Source organism: Nocardia pseudovaccinii NBRC 100343 (assembly GCF_001613225.1).
In the GTDB taxonomy this organism is placed as follows: domain Bacteria; phylum Actinomycetota; class Actinomycetes; order Mycobacteriales; family Mycobacteriaceae; genus Nocardia; species Nocardia pseudovaccinii.
In genome coordinates this window covers 15,999-34,360 of record NZ_BDBY01000168.1, presented here as the reverse complement: position 1 = coordinate 34,360, position 18,362 = coordinate 15,999, and the positions used below count along the sequence as shown (strand labels likewise).

20 protein-coding genes are annotated in these 18,362 nt (G+C 65.3%); 16 read left to right on the top strand and 4 right to left on the bottom strand.

Translation table 11 applies throughout. The features are described 5' to 3' along the window. The first annotated feature begins 2 nt into the window (after nucleotides 1-2). The 7 genes from NP3_RS19750 to NP3_RS19720 are packed head-to-tail and all read left to right on the top strand — an operon-like array spanning nucleotide 3 to nucleotide 5,419. On the top strand, nucleotides 3-629 hold the full coding sequence (locus tag NP3_RS19750) for a UdgX family uracil-DNA binding protein (protein ID WP_063043062.1): 627 nt from the start codon (nucleotides 3-5) through the stop codon (nucleotides 627-629). After that, nucleotides 626-2,380, top strand: coding sequence for a glycoside hydrolase family 15 protein (locus tag NP3_RS19745; RefSeq protein WP_063043098.1), 1,755 nt, complete (start codon nucleotides 626-628; stop codon nucleotides 2,378-2,380). The genes NP3_RS19750 and NP3_RS19745 overlap by 4 nt, the downstream gene beginning before the upstream one ends. 9 nt (nucleotides 2,381-2,389) lie before the next feature. Further along, on the top strand, nucleotides 2,390-3,361 hold the full coding sequence (locus NP3_RS19740; protein ID WP_174566243.1) for an SDR family oxidoreductase: 972 nt from the start codon (nucleotides 2,390-2,392) through the stop codon (nucleotides 3,359-3,361). A 36-nt stretch (nucleotides 3,362-3,397) separates the two neighbouring features. Further along, nucleotides 3,398-3,961, top strand: a complete 564-nt coding sequence (locus NP3_RS19735; RefSeq protein ID WP_063043060.1) for a nucleotidyltransferase family protein — start codon at nucleotides 3,398-3,400, stop codon at nucleotides 3,959-3,961. Further along, nucleotides 3,962-4,213 carry a BON domain-containing protein gene (locus NP3_RS50480; protein WP_063043059.1) on the top strand — a complete coding sequence of 84 codons (252 nt, stop codon included), beginning with the start codon at nucleotides 3,962-3,964 and terminating at the stop codon, nucleotides 4,211-4,213. It abuts the gene before it with no gap. Nucleotides 4,214-4,231: 18 nt separating this feature from the next. Next, nucleotides 4,232-4,954, top strand: coding sequence for a metallophosphoesterase family protein (locus NP3_RS19725; protein ID WP_063043058.1), 723 nt, complete (start codon nucleotides 4,232-4,234; stop codon nucleotides 4,952-4,954). Nucleotides 4,955-4,966: 12 nt separating this feature from the next. Continuing rightward, entirely contained in the window at nucleotides 4,967-5,419 is a 453-nt protein-coding gene (locus NP3_RS19720) for a hypothetical protein (RefSeq protein ID WP_063043057.1), read from the top strand. Between the two features lie 4 nt (nucleotides 5,420-5,423). Here the strand turns inward: NP3_RS19720 and NP3_RS19715 are convergent, their stop codons facing one another. Then, on the bottom strand, nucleotides 5,424-6,065 hold the full coding sequence (locus tag NP3_RS19715) for a TetR/AcrR family transcriptional regulator C-terminal domain-containing protein (protein WP_063043097.1): 642 nt from the start codon (nucleotides 6,063-6,065) through the stop codon (nucleotides 5,424-5,426). Nucleotides 6,066-6,158: 93 nt separating this feature from the next. Here NP3_RS19715 and NP3_RS19710 point away from each other — a divergent pair, with 93 nt between their 5' ends. The 7 genes from NP3_RS19710 (at nucleotide 6,159) to NP3_RS19680 (ending at nucleotide 11,473) form a co-directional block, all read left to right on the top strand. Continuing rightward, nucleotides 6,159-7,649, top strand: a complete 1,491-nt coding sequence (locus tag NP3_RS19710; protein ID WP_063043056.1) for an FAD-dependent monooxygenase — start codon at nucleotides 6,159-6,161, stop codon at nucleotides 7,647-7,649. Nucleotides 7,650-8,061: 412 nt separating this feature from the next. Continuing rightward, a complete protein-coding gene (locus tag NP3_RS19705) occupies nucleotides 8,062-8,463 on the top strand; it encodes an ATP synthase subunit I (protein ID WP_063043096.1) in 402 nt (133 codons plus the stop codon). Nucleotides 8,464-8,576: 113 nt separating this feature from the next. Next, complete coding sequence (gene atpB, locus NP3_RS19700) at nucleotides 8,577-9,248, top strand: F0F1 ATP synthase subunit A (RefSeq protein ID WP_245721031.1); 672 nt, start codon at nucleotides 8,577-8,579, stop codon at nucleotides 9,246-9,248. A gap of 82 nt (nucleotides 9,249-9,330) precedes the next feature. Further along, nucleotides 9,331-9,588 (top strand): F0F1 ATP synthase subunit C, encoded by a 258-nt coding sequence (locus NP3_RS19695; RefSeq protein ID WP_040687366.1) that lies wholly within the window; start codon nucleotides 9,331-9,333, stop codon nucleotides 9,586-9,588. Nucleotides 9,589-9,594: 6 nt separating this feature from the next. Further along, nucleotides 9,595-10,098 carry a F0F1 ATP synthase subunit B gene (locus NP3_RS19690; protein WP_063043055.1) on the top strand — a complete coding sequence of 168 codons (504 nt, stop codon included), beginning with the start codon at nucleotides 9,595-9,597 and terminating at the stop codon, nucleotides 10,096-10,098. A gap of 3 nt (nucleotides 10,099-10,101) precedes the next feature. Beyond that, entirely contained in the window at nucleotides 10,102-10,710 is a 609-nt protein-coding gene (locus tag NP3_RS19685; protein ID WP_063043054.1) for a F0F1 ATP synthase subunit B family protein, read from the top strand. A 43-nt stretch (nucleotides 10,711-10,753) separates the two neighbouring features. Then, entirely contained in the window at nucleotides 10,754-11,473 is a 720-nt protein-coding gene (locus NP3_RS19680) for a Mut7-C RNAse domain-containing protein (protein ID WP_063043053.1), read from the top strand. 59 nt (nucleotides 11,474-11,532) lie between these two features. Here NP3_RS19680 and hutC read toward each other — a convergent pair whose 3' ends face one another. Beyond that, nucleotides 11,533-12,288 (bottom strand): histidine utilization transcriptional repressor HutC, encoded by a 756-nt coding sequence (gene hutC, locus NP3_RS19675; RefSeq protein ID WP_063043094.1) that lies wholly within the window; start codon nucleotides 12,286-12,288, stop codon nucleotides 11,533-11,535. Nucleotides 12,289-12,402: 114 nt separating this feature from the next. On the opposite strand from hutC, the gene NP3_RS19670 reads away from it, so the two are divergent. Both NP3_RS19670 and NP3_RS19665 read left to right on the top strand, forming a co-directional pair. Continuing rightward, a complete protein-coding gene (locus NP3_RS19670; RefSeq protein WP_373864770.1) occupies nucleotides 12,403-13,860 on the top strand; it encodes a purine-cytosine permease family protein in 1,458 nt (485 codons plus the stop codon). A gap of 141 nt (nucleotides 13,861-14,001) precedes the next feature. After that, nucleotides 14,002-16,278 (top strand): Rv1355c family protein, encoded by a 2,277-nt coding sequence (locus NP3_RS19665; RefSeq protein WP_063043052.1) that lies wholly within the window; start codon nucleotides 14,002-14,004, stop codon nucleotides 16,276-16,278. Nucleotides 16,279-16,293: 15 nt separating this feature from the next. Here NP3_RS19665 and NP3_RS19660 read toward each other — a convergent pair whose 3' ends face one another. Both NP3_RS19660 and NP3_RS19655 read right to left on the bottom strand, forming a co-directional pair. After that, nucleotides 16,294-16,593, bottom strand: coding sequence for a hypothetical protein (locus tag NP3_RS19660; protein ID WP_063043051.1), 300 nt, complete (start codon nucleotides 16,591-16,593; stop codon nucleotides 16,294-16,296). Nucleotides 16,594-16,922: 329 nt separating this feature from the next. Beyond that, nucleotides 16,923-18,224: a glycosyltransferase 87 family protein gene (locus NP3_RS19655; protein WP_245721027.1), complete on the bottom strand. Its 1,302-nt coding sequence runs from the start codon at nucleotides 18,222-18,224 to the stop codon at nucleotides 16,923-16,925. Nucleotides 18,225-18,362 lie beyond the last annotated feature (138 nt).

The window sequence follows — 18,362 nt, the reverse complement described above, 5'->3', positions numbered from 1 at the left end:
ATATGGCCGTGCCGGGCGCCGCGGAGTTCGTGCCGCCGCACGCGAGCCTCGCCGAGTTGCGGCGGGCCTCGTGCGGCTGTCACGGATGCGATCTCTACCGGCACGCCACCCAGACGGTTTTCGGCGAGGGCCCGGAAAACGCGGACGTCGTAATGATCGGTGAGCAGCCCGGCGACCAGGAGGACGTGCGGGGACACCCGTTCGTCGGCCCCGCCGGGCGGCTGCTCGACCGTGCCATCGCCGAGGTCGGGATCGACCGCGACCGGATCTATGTGACCAATGCGGTGAAGCACTTCAAATTCGAGGAGCGCGGAAAGCGCCGCATCCACAAACAACCCGGCCGCACCGAAATCGTCGCCTGTTCGGCCTGGCTCGACGCCGAGTTACGGGTCATCGAGCCACAACTGGTGGTCTGTCTCGGCGCGATCGCGGCAAAGGCCGTCCTCGGTCCCGCGTTCAAGGTCTCCGAACGGCGCGGCGAACTCGTGACGATGCCGGATTACGCGGTGATCGCGACCGTGCACCCGTCGTCGGTGCTGCGCGCGCCCGATCGCGACGCGGCCTACGCCGGATTCGTCGCAGACTTGAAACGGTTGCGAACGGTGTGCGGTGGTATACGACCGATGTGACGGCCGAAAATGTCATCCGGCCCCATGTACTGCGCGAATACGCATTCCTCGCGGACGGCGAGCGCGGTGTGCTGGTCGGCCCACGCGGTGACTTCGCCTGGATGTGCGCACCACGCTGGCACAGCGACGCGGTTTTCGCGGGCCTGGTCGGCGGGGACGGCGCGTATTCGGTGACGCCGTCCGGGCGCTACGTGTGGGGCGGTTACTACCAGACGGGCACGTTGATCTGGAATTCGCACTGGCTGGTCGGCTCGTCGGTGGTCGAATGCCGGGAGGCGCTGGCCTTTCCCGGTGATCCGCATCGGGTTGTGGTGCTGCGCCGTATCGTCGCGGTGCACGGTGATGCCGAGGTCGATGTGGTGCTGCGTCCTGCCGGGCAGTTCGGCAAGGCGAAGACACGCGACCTGCACCGCACCGACGACGGGTTGTGGCTCGCGCGAGTCGGGGACCTCGCACTGCGTTGGACGGGCGGCGCGGCCGCGTCGGTCCGCGATGGTCGCGGCTGGACCGATCGGATAACGCTGCGGCAGGGCCGGACTCATGATCTCGTCCTCGAATTGTCCGATATCGCACTGCCCGACGAACCAGCCGATCCGCACACCGCATGGGCGCAGACCGAATCCGCTTGGCAGCGTGGGGTTCCGGAGCTGGGTCCGTGCGCCGCATCCCGCGATACCGCGCAGGCCTACGCGGTCATGCGCGGTATGACCAGTTCTACCAACGGTATGGTCGCCGCGGCCACCACGGGCCTGCCCGAACGCGCGGACCGCGCCGAGAACTACGACTACCGCTACGTGTGGCTCCGCGACCAATGCTTCGCCGGTCAAGCTGTGGCAGCAGACGGTCCACACCCGTTGCTGGACAATGCGTTGCGTTTCGTGGCCGAGCGGCTGCTCGCCGAGGGACCCGACGTATTGCCTGCGTGTACGATCACCGGCCAACCCATCCCGGAGCCCAGCAATCTGGACCTACCCGACTATCCGGGCGGTCGTACGGTGGTCGGCAACAGGGTGCGCGACCAGTCCCAGCTCGACGTATTCGGCGAGACACTGCTGTTGTTCGCCGCGGGTGCGCGGCACGACCGGCTCACCGAGGACAGCCGCAAGGCGGTTTCGGTGGCGGTCGGGGCGATCGCCGAACGCTGGCGTCGACCGGATGCGGGCATCTGGGAGATCGAGGACCGGTACTGGACACATTCCCGGCTGGCCTGCGTCAGTGGTCTGCGTTCGGTTGCCGCTGCTGCCGAGACCGGTGCCGACCCGGTGTTCTGTACCGCGCTGGCCGACACCATCATGGCCGAAACCGCCCGCACCAGTGTGCATCCCAGTGGTGCATGGCAGCAGGCGCCCGATGCCACGGGTGTCGACGCGGCCCTGCTGCTGCCCGCCATCCGTGGCGGGGTACCCGCCGACGACCCGCGCAGCCTCGCCACCTATCGGGCGGTCGAGCGCGAATTGTGCACGGACTACTACGTTTATCGCTACCGCCACGACGAACAGCCGCTGGAGACGAACGAGGGCGCCTTCCTGTTCTGCGGATTCATCATGGCGATCGCGGCCGCCCAACTCGGACACCAGGTTTCGGCGGCACGCTATTTCGAGCGCAATCGCGCGGCATGCGGCACGCCCGGATTGTTCGCCGAGGAATTCGATGTCCGGCAGCGTCAGCTGCGCGGCAATATGCCGCAGGCCTTCGTGCACGCGATGCTGTTCGAATCCTCGGTCCAGCTCACCCGATTCGGCGATGAGTAAGGAGTTGTGATGAGTTTCGAACCCCGAGTAGTGGTGATCACCGGGGCCAGTGCGGGCATCGGTCGCGCGGCCGCACGCGAATTCGCTTCGAGCGGTTGTAAAGTCGCACTGCTCGCCCGCGGCGATGCCGGACTCGCCGCCGCCGCCGATGATGTGCGCGCGGCGGGTGGTGAGCCGCTGACGATTCCGGTCGATGTCGCGGATTACCCGGCGGTCGAGGCCGCCGCGACGCGGGCAGAACAGGTGTTCGGACCCATCGATGTCTGGGTGAACTCGGCCTTCACCTCGGTCTTCGCACCGTTCGAGCAGATTGCGGCCGCGGAGTTCCGGCGCGTTACCGAAGTCACCTATCTCGGCACCGTGCACGGCACCATGGCGGCACTGTCCCGGATGCGGGCACGTGATCGCGGCGCTGTCGTGCAGGTCGGCTCGGCGCTCGGCGCACGCTCGATTCCGCTGCAGTCGGCCTATTGCGCCGCCAAGCACGCGATCAACGGATTCACCGAGTCGGTTCGGGTCGAACTGATGCACGAAGGCAGCAATGTGCACATCACGCTGGTGCAAGCACCTGCGGTCAATACGCCCCAATTCTCCTGGGTACTGTCGCGATTGCCGAAGCGGCCACAGCCGGTGCCGCCGATCTACCAACCGGAGGTCATCGCGCGCTCGATCGCCTTTGCCGCGAAACATCCTGAGCGCAAAGAATATTGGGTCGGCGCGAGCACGACGGGGACGCTGCTCGCCCAACGGCTCGCGCCCAGCCTGCTCGATCGATATCTCGCCCGCACCGGCTACGACTCGCAGCAGACCGATGCCGACGCCGACGCGCGGGCCGACAATCTCTGGGAGCCGGTCGACCGGGCCGGTGGATACGATTTCGGCGCGCACGGCGAGTTCGATGACCGTGCGCACCGGCGCAGTACGCAGGCGTGGTTGAGCCGGGGGCTCGAGACATTGGCCAGCGGGTTGCGTCGGCATTAGGCGATTAGCCGACCGAACCGCGGGTATGGCGCACATATGGTCCCGACGATCGACCAACTGCTGCACGCGCTCACCCGGGCGGTGAACACGCTGGCAGATGCCGGTATCCGCTTCGCGGTCGCGGGTGGTTGCGCGGTGTACGCGCGCGGCGGGCCCGCCTCGGAGCACGACGTCGACATCTTCATCAAGCCCGCCGACCTGGCGCAGGCCCGCGGTGCGCTGGCCCGCGGCGGATTGCGGGTCGCCGATCCGCCCGAGGACTGGCTGACCAAGGTCTATGACGGCGGCGTCCTCATCGACCTGATCTACCGGCCGAACAACCGTTCCGTCACCGACGAATTGCTCGATCGCGCCGACATGATGCGTGTCGGCCCGACGATGGCGCCGGTGATCAGCGCGACCGACCTGATGATCGACAAATTGCTGGTCTTCGATGCGCACCGACTCGACCTGAGCCCACTGCTGACGATCGCGCGCGATCTGCGCGAACAAGTGGATTGGGAGCGGGTGCGCAAGGAAACCGACATTTCCCCCTACGCCCGAGCCTTCCTCGGATTACTGGACGATCTCGGAGTAATCGAACCGAAGCGGGTGGTGTGAATGGATCGACCGCAATATCTGGTCGCGCACCTGCGCCGGGCGCTGGCCGAGGATCCGCGCACCGCCGAGCTCGGGGTGCAGGTGACGATCCGCGGCGATGTCGTCGTGCTCGGCGGCGAGGTGAGCAGTATCGAACGCAAGTTGCAGATGGAAAAGGTGGTGCGCGAACAGCTTCCACGCGCCCACATCCACAACGACGTGCACGTCACGCCGCCCTGCGCACCGGGAGCCGCCGAGGCGCTGGCGGACTGAGACCGGAAGGAATGTGGCATGCGGATCGCGGCAATCGGTGACATCCATCTCGGCGCCGAGTCGGGCGGCGAACTCCGCCCGGCACTCGCGGAACTGCACGACCGCGCCGATGTGCTGCTGCTGGCCGGTGATCTCACCCGGCACGGCACGGTCGAGGAAGGCCGCGTCGTCGCCGCGGAATTCGCCGATCTCGGCGTTCCGGTCGTCGCGGTGCTCGGCAATCACGATCACCACAGCGACGCGCAGCACGAGATCACGGCCGAGCTCACCGATCACGGCATCACCGTATTGGAGGGCACCGCAACGGAATTCGCGGTCGATGGCCATACCCTCGGCATCGCGGGGACGAAGGGCTTCGGCGGTGGTTTCGCGGGCAAATGCGCGAGCGTCTTCGGTGAACGCGTAATGCGCGAATTCGCCTCGCACACCGTCGACCTCGCGGAGATGCTGCGCGACGCGCTGGCGGGCCTGCACACCGATATCACGATCGCGCTGACCCACTACTCCCCGATCAGCGACACCCTGCACGGCGAGCCACGCGAGATCTACCCGTTCCTCGGTTCCTATCTACTCGGCGAAACCATCGATGACCAGCGCGCCGACCTCGCGATCCACGGGCACGCGCACGCGGGCACCGAACGCGGCACCACTCCCGGCGGCATCCGAGTACGCAATGTTGCGCTACCGGTGGTGCGCACCGCCTACGTCGTCTACGAGCTGTCACCGGAAACAAAAGAATAATAAGGAGTACCGATGCCCTCGATCGGATCCATCGCCACGCTGGCCGCGGCGACTGTGGCGGTTGCCCTGCTAGCAGGCTGCGGCGGCAACGGCCCCCTCGACCCGGCGCCCGCCACACCGACCTCCCATCCCGACATCACCATCACCTTCTCGTCCCCGGGAAGCTCCGCACAGGTGCCCAATCCGGACGAGATCACCCCGACGGCGGCAAAACAGCTGTGCGACATGCTCGAGCCCGAGGTCGACCGTTGGCGCACCGAGGGCGCGCAGCTCGGCAAGCTCGGCTTCAACGGCACGGTGCACGATTGGGCGGCCCGCAACGGCGGCCTCAACGACACCGTCGTGAAGGACCGCGCCATCGTCGATCGCATCACCACTACCGAATGCCCGAATGTCCGGCAGCAGGTGCTCGACGCGCTCAATGTCAGCACGCTCGCCGACGGTCTGGTGGGCTTCGGCCGCTGAGCGCTTACGAAGATCGAGTGGCGAGGATTCCGGCCAGGATGACCCGCAGGCCGCGTTCGAATTCGACATCGGTGTCGGCGTCGAACAGCCCGGTCACCATCCGGGCGGTCCGCGGATAACGCTCGGCATCGACGGTGTGCGTCATCCGCGCGGGATCGTAGGGATTGCCGTCGGAGTACTCCGCGCCGGATTGCGCCTGTTCCTCTATAACGAACCCGATCGTGTAGTGCAGCAGGATCGGAAACACCCGCTCGGCATGGTCCACCGAGAAACCCGCGTCCTCGAGCGTGCGCAGGGTCAGTTCCGTGGTGCGCCACATGGCTTCATCGTTGACATAGGTTCCGGCCAGCACCTTCGCCCCATCCCGATAGCGCAGCATCGACCGGCGCAACCGCCCGGCCACCGCCACCACCCAGTCCTGCCAGTCCTCGCCCTGCCGCGGCGCCTCGATCCCGTCGACAGCGGAGACGAATACCCGCCGTGCCATCGCATCGAGTAGTTCGCGCTTGTTCTTGACATGCCAGTACAGGGCGGGCGCCTGCACATCCAGGGCCCCGGCCACCTTCCGCATGGTCAGCCCGTCGAGACCGACCTCGTCGAGCAAACCCAACGCTGCCTCGGCGATCGCCGTCGCATCGATCTTCACAGTCACCTCCTGATGTCCGACCCCTTGACACCTTAACAATGTTCTGGTCCCCTAAACAACGTTAAATCGCTTAACAACGTTAAGGAGACCGACATGGAAACGACCGATGTGGTGATCGCGGGCGCCGGACCGACCGGGCTGATGCTGGCCTACGAACTGCGCTTGGCCGGTGTGGACGTCGCGCTCGTCGATGGACTCGCGGCGCGTACCGGCGAATCGCGGGCAGGTGGCATTCACGCCCGCACCATGGAAATGCTTGATCAGCGCGGTCTGCTCGACGAACTGCTCCCACTCGGCCGCGTCATGCAGGCCGGACACTTCGGCGGCCTGCCCCTGGATTTCAGCGACTTCCACACCCGCTACCCCTTCATGCTGGCGATCCTGCAGTCGGTGATCGAGCGCGAACTCGACCGGCACGCAACCGAACTCGGCGCGGTCGTGCAGTGGGATTCGCCCGTTGCCGGTTTCCATCAGGACGCGGCGGGTGTCGAGGTGGAAATCGGCGGCCCGAATCCACGCCGGATTCGCGCGGCCTACCTCGTCGGCTGCGATGGCGGCCGCAGCGCGGTGCGCAAACTTGCGGGCATCGACTACGTCGGCACCGACGCGACCGTGACGGGCATGCTCGCCGATGTCGAACTGGCCGATCCGCCCGCACAGCCCTTCTTCGGACATCGCGCCGGTGCGGGCGACTTCTCCGCGGTCCAATTCGAGCCCGGCTGGTACCGACTGGTCGTGCAGCGCCACGACGTCGTCCTGGAGCGCGGCGCCGAACTGAGCTTCGAGGACTTCCGCGCCAACTTCACCGAGATCGCGGGCACCGACTTCGGCATGCACAGCCCGCGCTGGATCTCGCACTACGGCGATGCCGCCCGCCAGGCCGACCGCTACCGCGTGGGCCGCGTCTTCCTGGCCGGGGATGCCGCACACATCCACTACCCGGCGGGCGGTCAGGGCCAGAACCTGGGTTTGCAGGACGCGATGAATCTCGGTTGGAAGCTCGCCGCCACCTTGCGCGGCAACGCATCCGACGAACTCCTCGACACCTACGAGTCCGAGCGCCACCCCATCGCCGCCCGCGTCCTGCACAACACCCGCGCCCAGACCGCGCTCGGACGCCCCGGCCCGCACACCGACGCACTGCGCGACATCATGAGCGACCTGATCGATATGGACCAGGTGCGCCACCGCCTCGGCCTGATGATCACCGCACTCGATATCCGCTACGACATCAAGGGCGAGCACCCGCTCATCGGCCGTCGCGTCCCGGATGCCGATATCGGCACCGCCGACAGCGAGACCCGCGTCCACGCACTGCTGCGCGCGGGCCGCCCGGTCCTGCTGGTACTCAACGGAAACGACGTGCCCGCAGTCCCGGAATGGCGCGACCGGGTCGAGATCATCAGCGCCGCCAGCCGCGCCGAGCACTGGTCCATCCCCGGTCTCGGTGAGATCCCGGCCCCCGCCGCCGTCCTGCTGCGCCCCGACGGTTACGTTGCATGGGCAACCGAGGAACCCACCACCGCAGGCTTGACCGAGGCACTCACCACCTGGGTCGGCGCCGCCGACCTCGACTTCACCTGAACCATGGCACCCCGTACAGTTCGGACAGAACGGCAGCGCGCCAGCTATCCAGAGTTTCCGCCCGGATGCGGTATCCGGATACCGCGGCGATCGCGCGATCGGCTGCCGCGACCCGACTCCAGCTCGACCTACTGGCGATTGCTTTAGAATCTCTTTACAAATACATGACCGAAATTAGGCGCCGAACTCGAATAAGCCGAGCAATAGCGGCCAGCGATACGGTGACCGTTTTGTCCGAATTACCCGGCGCAAACCAAGATCTTCGGTTGATCAAGTTGTCTTCAGCATGACACTGTCTCCCGATGGACATCGTACGAAAACCCGCCCGAGAAAGATCAAAAACATTGCCTCGCAAAAGGGTTCCTAATGTGTATGCTATCGATCAATCAAGACCCCACTACGAGGTGGGATGATGACCGAGGACGGTGTCGAGGTGGATGTCAATGCACTCCGAATGCGCCGTGCGACCGTCTTCGCAATAGGCGTCGGCGTGTTGACTCTTGCTGCGGCCGGTCCGCTCAACGGGCTGCTGGTCGGCCTGTTCATCTGCATCGGACTCGGACTCGGTTGGGTGAATGCCCAACTGACCCGATTGACGGTCAACCGTGTCGCCGACGCCGAGAAACCGAGGAAACAGGGGTTGTACCTCTCCTCGGCGACTCGGCTGATCGTAATAACCGGCGGTTCACTCGCAGTGGGTTTCCTGGCAAGGCCGCACGGCATCGGAATCTTCTTCGGCCTGGCCGCCTTTCAAGTGATTCTGGTGTTGGTCACCGTCTTGCCTGAAGTGAAGGAGCTTCGCCAGCAATCATGACGAATCAACTCGCCTTCATCGCCCAGTCGGCGCTTCCGGTACTCGCGGAGGAAGCGCCCGCCGAAGAGCCGAAAATCAAGGTCGGCGAACATGCGGTCGCGCATCTGTGGGGTATGGACTTCAATGTCGACACGATCATTTCGACCGCCCTCGCGGCGGCGATCGTCCTCGGTCTCGCGTTCTACCTGCGGGCGAAGCTGACTTCGGGTGTACCCAACGGCGTGCAGCTGTTCTTCGAGACCGTCACGGTCCAGATGCGCAACCAGGTGGAAAGCGCCATCGGCATGAAGGTCGCGCCGTTCGCGCTGCCACTGGCCGTCACGCTGTTCATCTACATCCTGTTGTCGAACTGGTTGTCCGTGCTGCCGGTGCAGTACGGACACGGCGAATTGATCGCACCGCCCGCGTCGGACGTCAATTTCGTCTACGCGCTGGCCCTGTTCGTCTTCATCATGTATCAGGGTGCGGGTGTTTATCGGCGCGGCCCCGGTGGCCATGCCAAGCAGTTGCTGAAGGGCCACACCGGATGGGGCCCGATGGTTTTCATCAATGTCATCGAGGAAGTCGCCAAACCGCTCTCGCTGTCGCTGCGATTGTTCGGCAACATGTTCGCGGGCGGCGTGATGGTCTCGGTGATCGCATTGTTCCCGTTCTGGATCAGCTGGGGGCCGAATGCCATCTGGAAACTCTTCGATCTCTTCGTCGGAGCCATCCAGGCATTCATCTTCTCGCTGTTGACCGTCCTCTACTTCAGCCAGTCGATGTCGCTGGAGGACGAGCATTAGCCCCTGCGACGCTTTCGGGTCGCTTCAAACAACTACGGATCGGCGCCGCCGATCGAGCTCAGTAAAGAACAGGAAGTGAAAAATGGCAGACGCAACAACGGCAGCTATCGTCCAGGGCGCGCTCATCGGCGGCGGCATCATTATGGGCGGTGGCGCCATCGGCGCGGGTATCGGTGACGGACTCGCCGGCGCCGCGTTGATCAACGGCGTTGCCCGTCAGCCGGAAGCCGAGGGTCGCCTCCGCGGTAACTTCTTCCTGACCGTCGGTCTGGTCGAGGCGGCGTACTTCATCAATCTAGCGTTCATGGCGCTTTTCGTATTCGCTACTCCAGGTAAGTAATTCAGTATGACTCCGCGAACGGATGTTGTTGCCGAGGGGAACTTCCTGATCCCCAACGGCACATTCTTCGCCGAGCTTTTGATCTTCCTGATCGTGCTCGGGGTCATGTGGTTCTTCGTCGTTCCGCCGATACGCAAGGTATTGGCGGAACGCGAGGCGAGAGTCGCCGAAACCGCGGTCGACAACAAGGAAGCCAAGTCCTTGTTCGCCGACGCCGAAGCGAAATACCAGGCCGCCGTCGCGCAGGCGCGCAGTGAAGCGGTCGAGATCAGGAACCAGGCGAGGCACGAGGGCCGAATTATCCTCGAGCAGTTGCGAAGTGAAGCGCAGGACGAGGCCGACAGGATCGTCGCGGAATCCGCGACGGAACTGCGGGCCCAGGCGGACCAAGTGGCCGCGGAGCTGCGTGAGGCTGTCGAACCGCTCGCCGAGACATTGGCCGATCGAGTGCTCGGCATCAAGGATCGGCACGCCGGCACCAGCGCCGGCCACAAATCAGAACGAGCGTAGCCAATGAACCTCAACAGCGGCATCCTTGCCGAAGGGGCTATCCGCGCAGCCGGGTCCGAGGACTCCGGCATTTTCCACATCACCTTCGACTGGCCGATCTTCTTCAGCCAGCTCTTCGGTTTCGCGGTCATCATCTTCGTCATCGTCAAATGGGTGGCGCCGCCGGTCAAGCGGCTGATGGCCAAGGCGCAGAACAATATTCAGAAACAGCTGGAGGAGAACCAGCAGGCGGCCGACCGCCTCGTCGAGGCCAAACGCGCCTACGACAACGCGGTGACCGACGCCCAGGCCGAACTCGAGCACATCCGCGAGGACGCACGCGCCGACGCCGAACGCATCATTGCCAAGATGCGCGAATTCGCCGACGCCGAGGTCGCTCGGGTCCGCAGCCAGGGCCGCGACCAGATCGCCCAGATGCGCACCCAGCTCATCCGCGATCTGAAGGACGAGCTCATCACCACGGTGATGGACAGCACCGAGGAAAAGGTCCGCTACGAGATCGGCTCCACACACGTGGCGGCCGACAGTATCGACAAATTCCTCGAGGACCTCGAGGCGATGGCCAACGCCGAGCCACCGGTCCGCCGCCGCGCCGAGCCCTGGACTTTGTAAAACCGGGTGGTCGCCGGACCGCATGCCCTGGCATGCTGGCCGCGTGAGCACCGCGCAGATCACGATTGATTTCGCGCCCGAATTGCGGCTGTTCGTCGCGGCCGCACAGCGGGACGGTCGCTCCCCCGTGCGGATCGACACCGTGTCGACGCTCGGACATATCGTGGAATCGCTGGGCGTGCCGCTCACCGAGGCGGGCGAACTGCTGGTCGACGGTCGGTCCGTGGACCCGTCGTATCTGCCCATCGACGGCGAGTCGGTGTCGGTGCGCGCCGTGGTGCGCCCGCAGCGATTCGACGAACCGCTGCGTTTCCTGCTGGATATTCACCTCGGCACCCTGGCGCGGCGGCTGCGCCTGCTCGGCGTCGACACCGCCTACGAAAATCCGGATATCGGCGACGCCGCACTCGCCACGCGCTCGGCAACCGAACATCGCATCCTGCTCTCCCGCGATCGCGGACTGCTGCATCGACGCGAAATCTTCGCTGGCGCATACATTTACAGTCACCGTCCCGTCGAGCAACTCGACGACGTGCTGTCGCGTTTCGCGCCGCACCTTGCGCCATGGACCCGCTGCACCGCCTGCAACGGCCCGCTGCGGGTAACCGACAAGCAGACCCTGCGTGGCCAGCTCCCGGACGAGACCGAGCGCACCTACGACGCGTTCGCACAGTGCGTCGACTGCGGCCGAACCTATTGGAAGGGTGCACATCACGCGCGTCTCGACGCGATCGTCACCCACGCCATGCAGTTCGGCACCTGACCGCGGCGCCGCGCACCTTGCGCGGATCGATGCGCGCGAGACGTTCCCGCCCAGCCGGATCAGGCGCCGAACGCACCTTCGAGGCGGCTGCGGGAGCCGGGGTGGACCAGGCGCGCCACGCTCACCAAGGCACTCGTGGACCAAGTGCGACGGCGGATCTGGAGGCACGGTTCGGTGCGGCGGATGCGCAGTAGCCTGCAGTCCTCCTTGCTGCCCTGTACCGCCTCGACGACGTGCTCACCGCGCACCAGCGGGGCTACCTCGCTGAGGTACCGGTTCGGGGTGATCCCGGCGAAATTCTGGTCGAGATAGCCGGGTGCGGCCGCGGGGTTGACGTAGCGGTCCTCCACCTGGATCGGCACCTCGTCGTCGAAATGCACCAGCAGCGAATGGAATACCGAATCGCTCGGCCAATCGTCGAGCAGTGGGTTGGCGGTGTCGAGAGGTTCGCTGCGCAGGAAGATGACCTCGGTGCGGTGCCGGTGACCGCGCTGCTGGATCTCATCGGCGATATTGCGCACCTCGAACAGCGGCGAGGCCACCTTCGCGGGTGCGACGAACGTGCCGACCCCCATCATCCGAACGACCACCCCGGCCGCGGCCAGCTCACGCAGTGCCCGGTTGACCGTCATGCGGGAGATTCCGAGCGCGTCGACCAGCTGATGCTCCGAGGGCAGCTGATCCCCCGCGACCCAGCGTCCGGCACCGATCTGCGTGCGGATCAGGGTCTTGATCCGCTCATATGCCGGTGCCGCATCGGGTCCGGACGCCGCGAACAAGACCGCTAGGTCTGCATCGCCCACCGGGCGGGCCATCGCCACCACCTCTCACGTCGCCTGGCCGCAACCCTAGCCGTTCCGGTTGACAGTCACTTGTATATACAGGACTATGCATCTGGGCAGGCTGTCCCAGCTGCTCCCCTTCTCCTGATGGAAGGCGGATCCATGCCGCACCACGACGAAATCGACGCCGGACTGCAGATCGAGCGCCGCACCATCGAAGTAATTCCCGATGCCGAACGCCACGGCACGCCGCGCCATCAATTCACCCTCTGGTTCGGGGCGAATATGCAGATCACCGCGATCGTCGACGGTGCATTGGCGGTGGTATTCGGCGCCGACGCGCTGTGGGCGATTATCGGATTGCTGCTCGGCAATATTCTCGGCGGCATCGTGATGGCGCTGCATTCGGCGCAGGGGCCACGGCTCGGATTGCCGCAAATGATCTCCAGCAGAGCGCAATTCGGCGTCCTCGGTGCGGTAGTGCCGCTGTTGCTGGTGATCGTGATGTATCTCGGTTTCGCCGCGACCGGTACGGTATTGGCCGGTCAGGCGGTGAACAAGATCCTGCACGTGGACAATTCGACCGTCGGCATACTCGTCTTCGGTGCGCTCACGGCAGTGGTCGCGGTGACCGGCTATCGGCTGATCCACGTGATCGGCCGAATCGCGACCGTGGTCGGCATCATCGGTTTCACCTACCTGACCATCCGTCTGTTCGCCGAATACGATGTCAGCGCCTACGTCGGTACCGAATCCTTCGACATCGTGACCTTCGTCCTCGCGATCTCCCTCGGTGCGGGTTGGCAGCTGACCTTCGGACCGTACGTCGCGGACTATTCGCGCTATCTGCCCCGCACGACGAGTGCGCGGACCACGTTCTGGTCCACCTTCGCGGGCAGCGTGCTCGGCTCGCAGTGGGCGATGACGCTCGGCGCGCTGGTGGCCGCGGTCGCCGGAAAAGCGTTCCTGGGCAATCAAGTCGGCTTCATCGGCGACCTCGCCGGACCGTCCGCGATCGCGCTGCTGATCTACCTGGTCATCGTGGTCGGCAAGCTGACGGTGAACTGTCTCAATGCCTACGGCGGGTTCATGTCCATCCTGACCTCGGTGACCGCATTCAACGGTCGGTCGCACACCACGCAGGCCACGCGCGCCGCCTATATCGTGGGCTTCACCGTGGTGTCGATGCTGATCGCCATCGGGGCCAGTGCCGACTTCCTCGATAACTTCAAGAATTTCGTGCTCGTCCTGCTCATGGTCTTCACCCCGTGGAGTGCGATCAACCTGATCGACTACTACCTGATCTCGCGCGAACGCATCGATATCCCGGCGCTCTACGATCCCGACGGCCGCTACGGACGCTGGAACTTCGCCGCGCTGGCCTGCTATACCCTCGGCATTCTCGCCCAGATCCCGTTCCTCGCACAGAAGCTCTACACCGGCCCGATCACCGATCTGCTCGGCGGCGCGGATATCTCCTGGATCGTCGGCATCGTCTTCACAGCGGCCGTCTACTACCCGCTGGCACGTCGCACGAGCAACCCGCCGGACCGGATGATCTACCCCGCGGACACAGTTGCGGCGACCCACATGCCAGCCGAATAGCACGCGCCGCCCTGCCGCGAATCCACTGACGCGCCGGTCGATTTCAGCGATCTCCACCGGCTTGCTCAATCATAACTAGTTACCGGCTGGTCGGGTGTAGACCTTGGTAGAGCGATCCGCACGCACACGCCGGGAGGGGTTTTGCGCATCGATTTGGGCCGGGATCTACGGGAGCGCGCCGACAAGCACGATGACATTCCCGAATGGCGGCCAATTCATTTCGATCTGGCCATCGATAGGGACCGGTCGGCATTATCCGAACTACTGGCGACAACGGACGTGCGGGTATGCGACACGCTTTCCGAGCAATTGCGACAACTCGTGCTCGCACGCGAACCCGCATGTTCCCGTGGCGAGTTGGACGAGCGCGTAGGGCAGCTGCACGGCACGGATCCCGCCGAATACGGCAGGTGGGTCTGGTACCCGTGGTCGGCTGATCTCGTACATGTGTTGCCCGAGACGGAATTTCGGGAGGTCCGCACCGACCGCAACCGCTACCGGATCACCCGGGAGGAACAGCAGCGGCTGGCGCGGATGCGGATCGGCGTGGTCGGGCTCTCGGTCGGCAGTGCGGCCGCGCTCACCCTCGCACTCGAAGGAATCGGCGGTTCGTTCAAGATCGCGGATCTCGACCGGCTCGGCCTGTCGAATCTGAATCGCATCCGTGCCCGCGTGGCCGACCTCGGCATCGAGAAGTCGGTCATCGCGGCGCGACAGATGTTCGAGATCGATCCGTATCTTCGAATCGAGCGGTGCCCGAAGGGGATTCGACCAGAGGCCATCGACGACTTCCTGCTCGGCGGCGGTGGTCTCGATCTGCTGGTCGAGGGGTGCGACGATCTGCACACCAAGGTGCTGCTCCGAGAGCGGGCACGCGTCCACGGCATTCCGGTGCTCATGCAGACCAGCGATCGCGGCCTACTCGATATCGAGCGCTTCGATATCGAACCGGATCGGCCGATCTTGCACGGTCTGCTCGGTTCGGTACGGGCCGCGGATCTGCGCGATGCCACGACACCGGAGAAGATCCCGTACGTCCTCGAAATCCTCGACGCGGCCCGGCTCAGCACTCGCGCGGCGGCCTCGCTGCCCGAGGTCGGACGGACGATCGGCAGCTGGCCTCAGCTCGCCTCCGGTGTGGCGCTCGGCGGCGCGATCGTCGCGGATGCGGCGCGTCGGCTGCTGCTCGGCGAACCGGTCGGATCCGGGCGCTACTACGTCGATCCCGGCGAGTTGATCGACGCGAAGCACTGCATCTATCGCGAACCTGCCGCGCCCGCAGCATTATTCGCGATCGCCGAAGAGGCCCGAAGGGATCCGCCGCTGCCACCGCAACCATCTGAGCGCGCAACGGTATCCGACGATGCCGTGCGGTGGATAGCGGCCATGGGCACACTGGCACCCTCCGCACACAATGCGCAGCCGTGGGCGCTGACCTGGCGACGCGCTAAGGCGGTCCTGGAGTGCCGTCACGACCCGAGACGTGACCTGCCCAGCCTCGACTTCGCGCACGGCGCAACGTGGGTCGCGTTCGGTGCGCTGCTGGAGAATATCGAGCTCGCGGCCGGGCAGCTCGGATTGCGCACGCAGATCCGGACGTGGCCCAGAGCCGACCTCGTCGCCACGGTCGAACTGTCCGGCGCACCGGAGTCGGCGGCGTCACCGCTCGTCGCGCATATCCCGACCCGGGTCACCAACCGGCGGCGCGAGTTGCGGCGACCGCTCGATGCGGAGACGGCGCAATCGCTGGTCACCGCCTGTGGCGAATTCGGCGGACGATTACAGCTGTCCTGCGAGAGAACGGAGTTGGCGGAGCTCGGCGCGCTGATCGGCGCGGGCGATCGCATCGGTCTGCTGAACCGGGCGATGCACCGCGAAGCGATGAGCGGCTACCGGTGGACACCCGAGGAAGTGCGAGCCGAACCCTACGGTCTCGATATCGCCACCGCCGAACTCACCGCGGCCGAACGCGGAGCGCTGCGACTGCTCAGCCAGTGGCGGGTCGCGGAATGTCTGGCCGAGATCGGCGGCGGCCGTGCGCTGGAAGACCTTTCGCGGCGCGCGGTGGCAGGCGCCGCCGCCGTCGGGCTGCTGACGATGCCGGGTGTGTCACGCGAAAGCTATCTGCGCGGCGGGCGCGCCATGCAGCGGATGTGGCTCACCGCGACGGCGAAAGGCATTGCACTGCAACCGATGACCGCACTGCCCTACCTCTTCGCCCGCCTCGAACGCGGCGGCGGCCACGGCCTCTGTAAACGCGAGCAGGCCCAACTCCGCGAGCTGCGCGAGCGCTATCAACGGGTGTTCGAGACCGATGTGGACCATGCCGAGGTGCTGCTGTTCCGGCTCGCGTACGCGGGACCTCCGACGGCGCGTTCGCTGCGCCGCCCGTTGGTTCAGGTCCTCGATCTCGCCTGACTCGCGAACCGCCGACTACGAGGCGTGGTGCGTCGGGTGGTAGTGCTCCCAGGCGTCGGCCAGTGCCTTGCGCACATCCGAGGGCAGGTAGTCCCGGATCTCCGCACACAGATGGACGCTGTTTCCGCAGTCGTCGCACCAGATCCGGACCGTACGCGCGTCCTTGGCAACGGCGGCCGCGATCCAGTCGGCGCGCATATTCCCGTGATCGACGGTGGCTACCCATCTGTCCCCGTAGCCATCGACATCCTGATGGATGGCATTGACCATGGTCACCGCGAACATCGGGTTGGGCTGAGCCTTCTTCTTCGTCATAGCGGGAAAACCTCCGGCCCTGTCGAGCGAAATATTCGTGCGACATCGAAGTAATACCTCCCGGCGAGCGGGAGGTCCAGCAACCTGGCGGTGACCGATTGCTTCGCGACGCAGGAAGCAACCGTAACCCCGGCCGACCTACCCGGCAAGAGATCGATTTCGGGTGGAAACCGAAGGGAATCCGCAGGTAAAGAGATCGCAAAGGCTCTAGGCCTATTGCCGGTACGGCACCGCTGCCGCCCATGCCGCCGCGTCGAGCGCCCGCATGATCTGGGCCACAGCAACCCCTCGGCCGGAACCTGGCCTGCCCTACCGGGTTCCGGGATCGGTCATGGGGAAGGGGTTGGGCACGAAGGAGACTCCGGATCGCGGCGCCGCGGGAGCGGGAATCGGACCGAACGCTCGGCCGAACGCTCGCTCAGGGCGGACCGGCCGCCCCGGCGCAGGTGTATCCAGGCCGCGATCAGAACGATCAGGAATTCGATGACGTAGCCGTTGATCAAGACCTTGGTGATCGGCCACCACGGCGGCAGCAGGAACACTCCGATCGATACCCAGGTCTTGCTCCAGTGATAGGTCCACGAGGCGGTCACCGTGAACAGCAGCGCCGCCGCCACCCACCAGCGCCAGTTGTCCAGCCCCTTGTGCACGAGGAAGACGAACAGCGGCACGAACCACACCCAGTGGTGTCCCCAGGAGAACGGCGATACCGCGCAGGCGGTGAGACCGGCCAGAGTGATCGACAGCAGCCGCTCACCTCGCTGATACAGCGCCGTAGTGACCATCGTGCTGGCGATCGTGACCGAGCCCGCGATGAGCAACCACAACCACACCGGTGCGGGCCCGTCGAGCAGATGCGCGATGACACCGCGGATGGACTGGTTGGACGGATGGTTGTCGGGCGCGATCCGGTTGGATTGAAAGAACGTCGAGGTCCAGTACTGCCGGGAATCGGCGGGCAGGACGACCCAGGCGAAGGCGACCGATGCCACGAAGGTGGCGAATGCGGTAACCGCCGCGCGCCACTGCCGCAGGGCCACGAAGTAGGCGACGAAGTAGATCGGGGTGAGTTTGATGCCCGCCGCGAGTCCGGCGCCGACGCCACGCAGTTTGCTTCGGTCCCCACGCAGCGCGTCCAACAGCACCAGCAGCATCAGCACCAGGTTGATCTGCCCGAAGTAGAGCGTTTGACGCACCGGCTCGATGAAAACGCAGCTGGCCGCGATCAGCACGCTGACCACCACCAGCCGAGTCGTGATCCGATAGCCCAGCAGCCGCCAGCTGAGCAGCACACAGGCGATGAGTACGGAGAGGTTGACCGCCAACCAGGTGTTCGTCACGTACCCCCACGGCACCATGTAGATAGGCACGAACGCGATGGTGGAGAACGGCGTGTAGGTGTAGAGCAGCCCGCGCATGGTCGGCTCGGTGTACAGCGGCATATCGTGCACGATGCGCCACGCACCGTCCCGATAGATGTGCACGTCGAGGCCACCGACCAGGAACCCGCCCTTGTCCAGGAAGGGGTCAATGGTGGTGAAGAGCAGGATCACCGACAGCAGAGCGCTCCCGGCGAGCAGGTATATCGCTGGTCCCGTACGCGGAAACTCCAGCTTCCGGGTGTCTCGCACCGATCCGCTATGACCGAGGCAACACCGTCGCAGGATTCGAAGTACAGGATCCTGTTGGGTGATAAGACCTCATCACGTCGACCGATCCATCCCTTCGTCCCGCACCTGCTGCACTACGGCGATAACCAGTTTTTAACG

Bases quoted from the DNA above. Each gene is read 5' to 3' on its own strand.
- NP3_RS19750 (WP_063043062.1), top strand. From the start codon at position 3: ATGGCCGTGCCGGGCGCCGCGGAGTTCGTGCCGCCGCACGCGAGCCTC.
- NP3_RS19740 (WP_174566243.1), top strand. From the start codon at position 2,390: ATGAGTTTCGAACCCCGAGTAGTGGTGATCACCGGGGCCAGTGCGGGC.
- NP3_RS19735 (WP_063043060.1), top strand. From the start codon at position 3,398: ATGGTCCCGACGATCGACCAACTGCTGCACGCGCTCACCCGGGCGGTG.
- NP3_RS50480 (WP_063043059.1), top strand. From the start codon at position 3,962: ATGGATCGACCGCAATATCTGGTCGCGCACCTGCGCCGGGCGCTGGCC.
- NP3_RS19725 (WP_063043058.1), top strand. From the start codon at position 4,232: ATGCGGATCGCGGCAATCGGTGACATCCATCTCGGCGCCGAGTCGGGC.
- NP3_RS19720 (WP_063043057.1), top strand. From the start codon at position 4,967: ATGCCCTCGATCGGATCCATCGCCACGCTGGCCGCGGCGACTGTGGCG.
- NP3_RS19710 (WP_063043056.1), top strand. From the start codon at position 6,159: ATGGAAACGACCGATGTGGTGATCGCGGGCGCCGGACCGACCGGGCTG.
- NP3_RS19705 (WP_063043096.1), top strand. From the start codon at position 8,062: ATGACCGAGGACGGTGTCGAGGTGGATGTCAATGCACTCCGAATGCGC.
- atpB (WP_245721031.1), top strand. From the start codon at position 8,577: ATGGACTTCAATGTCGACACGATCATTTCGACCGCCCTCGCGGCGGCG.
- NP3_RS19695 (WP_040687366.1), top strand. From the start codon at position 9,331: ATGGCAGACGCAACAACGGCAGCTATCGTCCAGGGCGCGCTCATCGGC.
- NP3_RS19690 (WP_063043055.1), top strand. From the start codon at position 9,595: ATGACTCCGCGAACGGATGTTGTTGCCGAGGGGAACTTCCTGATCCCC.
- NP3_RS19685 (WP_063043054.1), top strand. From the start codon at position 10,102: ATGAACCTCAACAGCGGCATCCTTGCCGAAGGGGCTATCCGCGCAGCC.
- hutC (WP_063043094.1), bottom strand. From the start codon at position 12,288: ATGGCCCGCCCGGTGGGCGATGCAGACCTAGCGGTCTTGTTCGCGGCG.
- NP3_RS19670 (WP_373864770.1), top strand. From the start codon at position 12,403: ATGGAAGGCGGATCCATGCCGCACCACGACGAAATCGACGCCGGACTG.
- NP3_RS19660 (WP_063043051.1), bottom strand. From the start codon at position 16,593: ATGACGAAGAAGAAGGCTCAGCCCAACCCGATGTTCGCGGTGACCATG.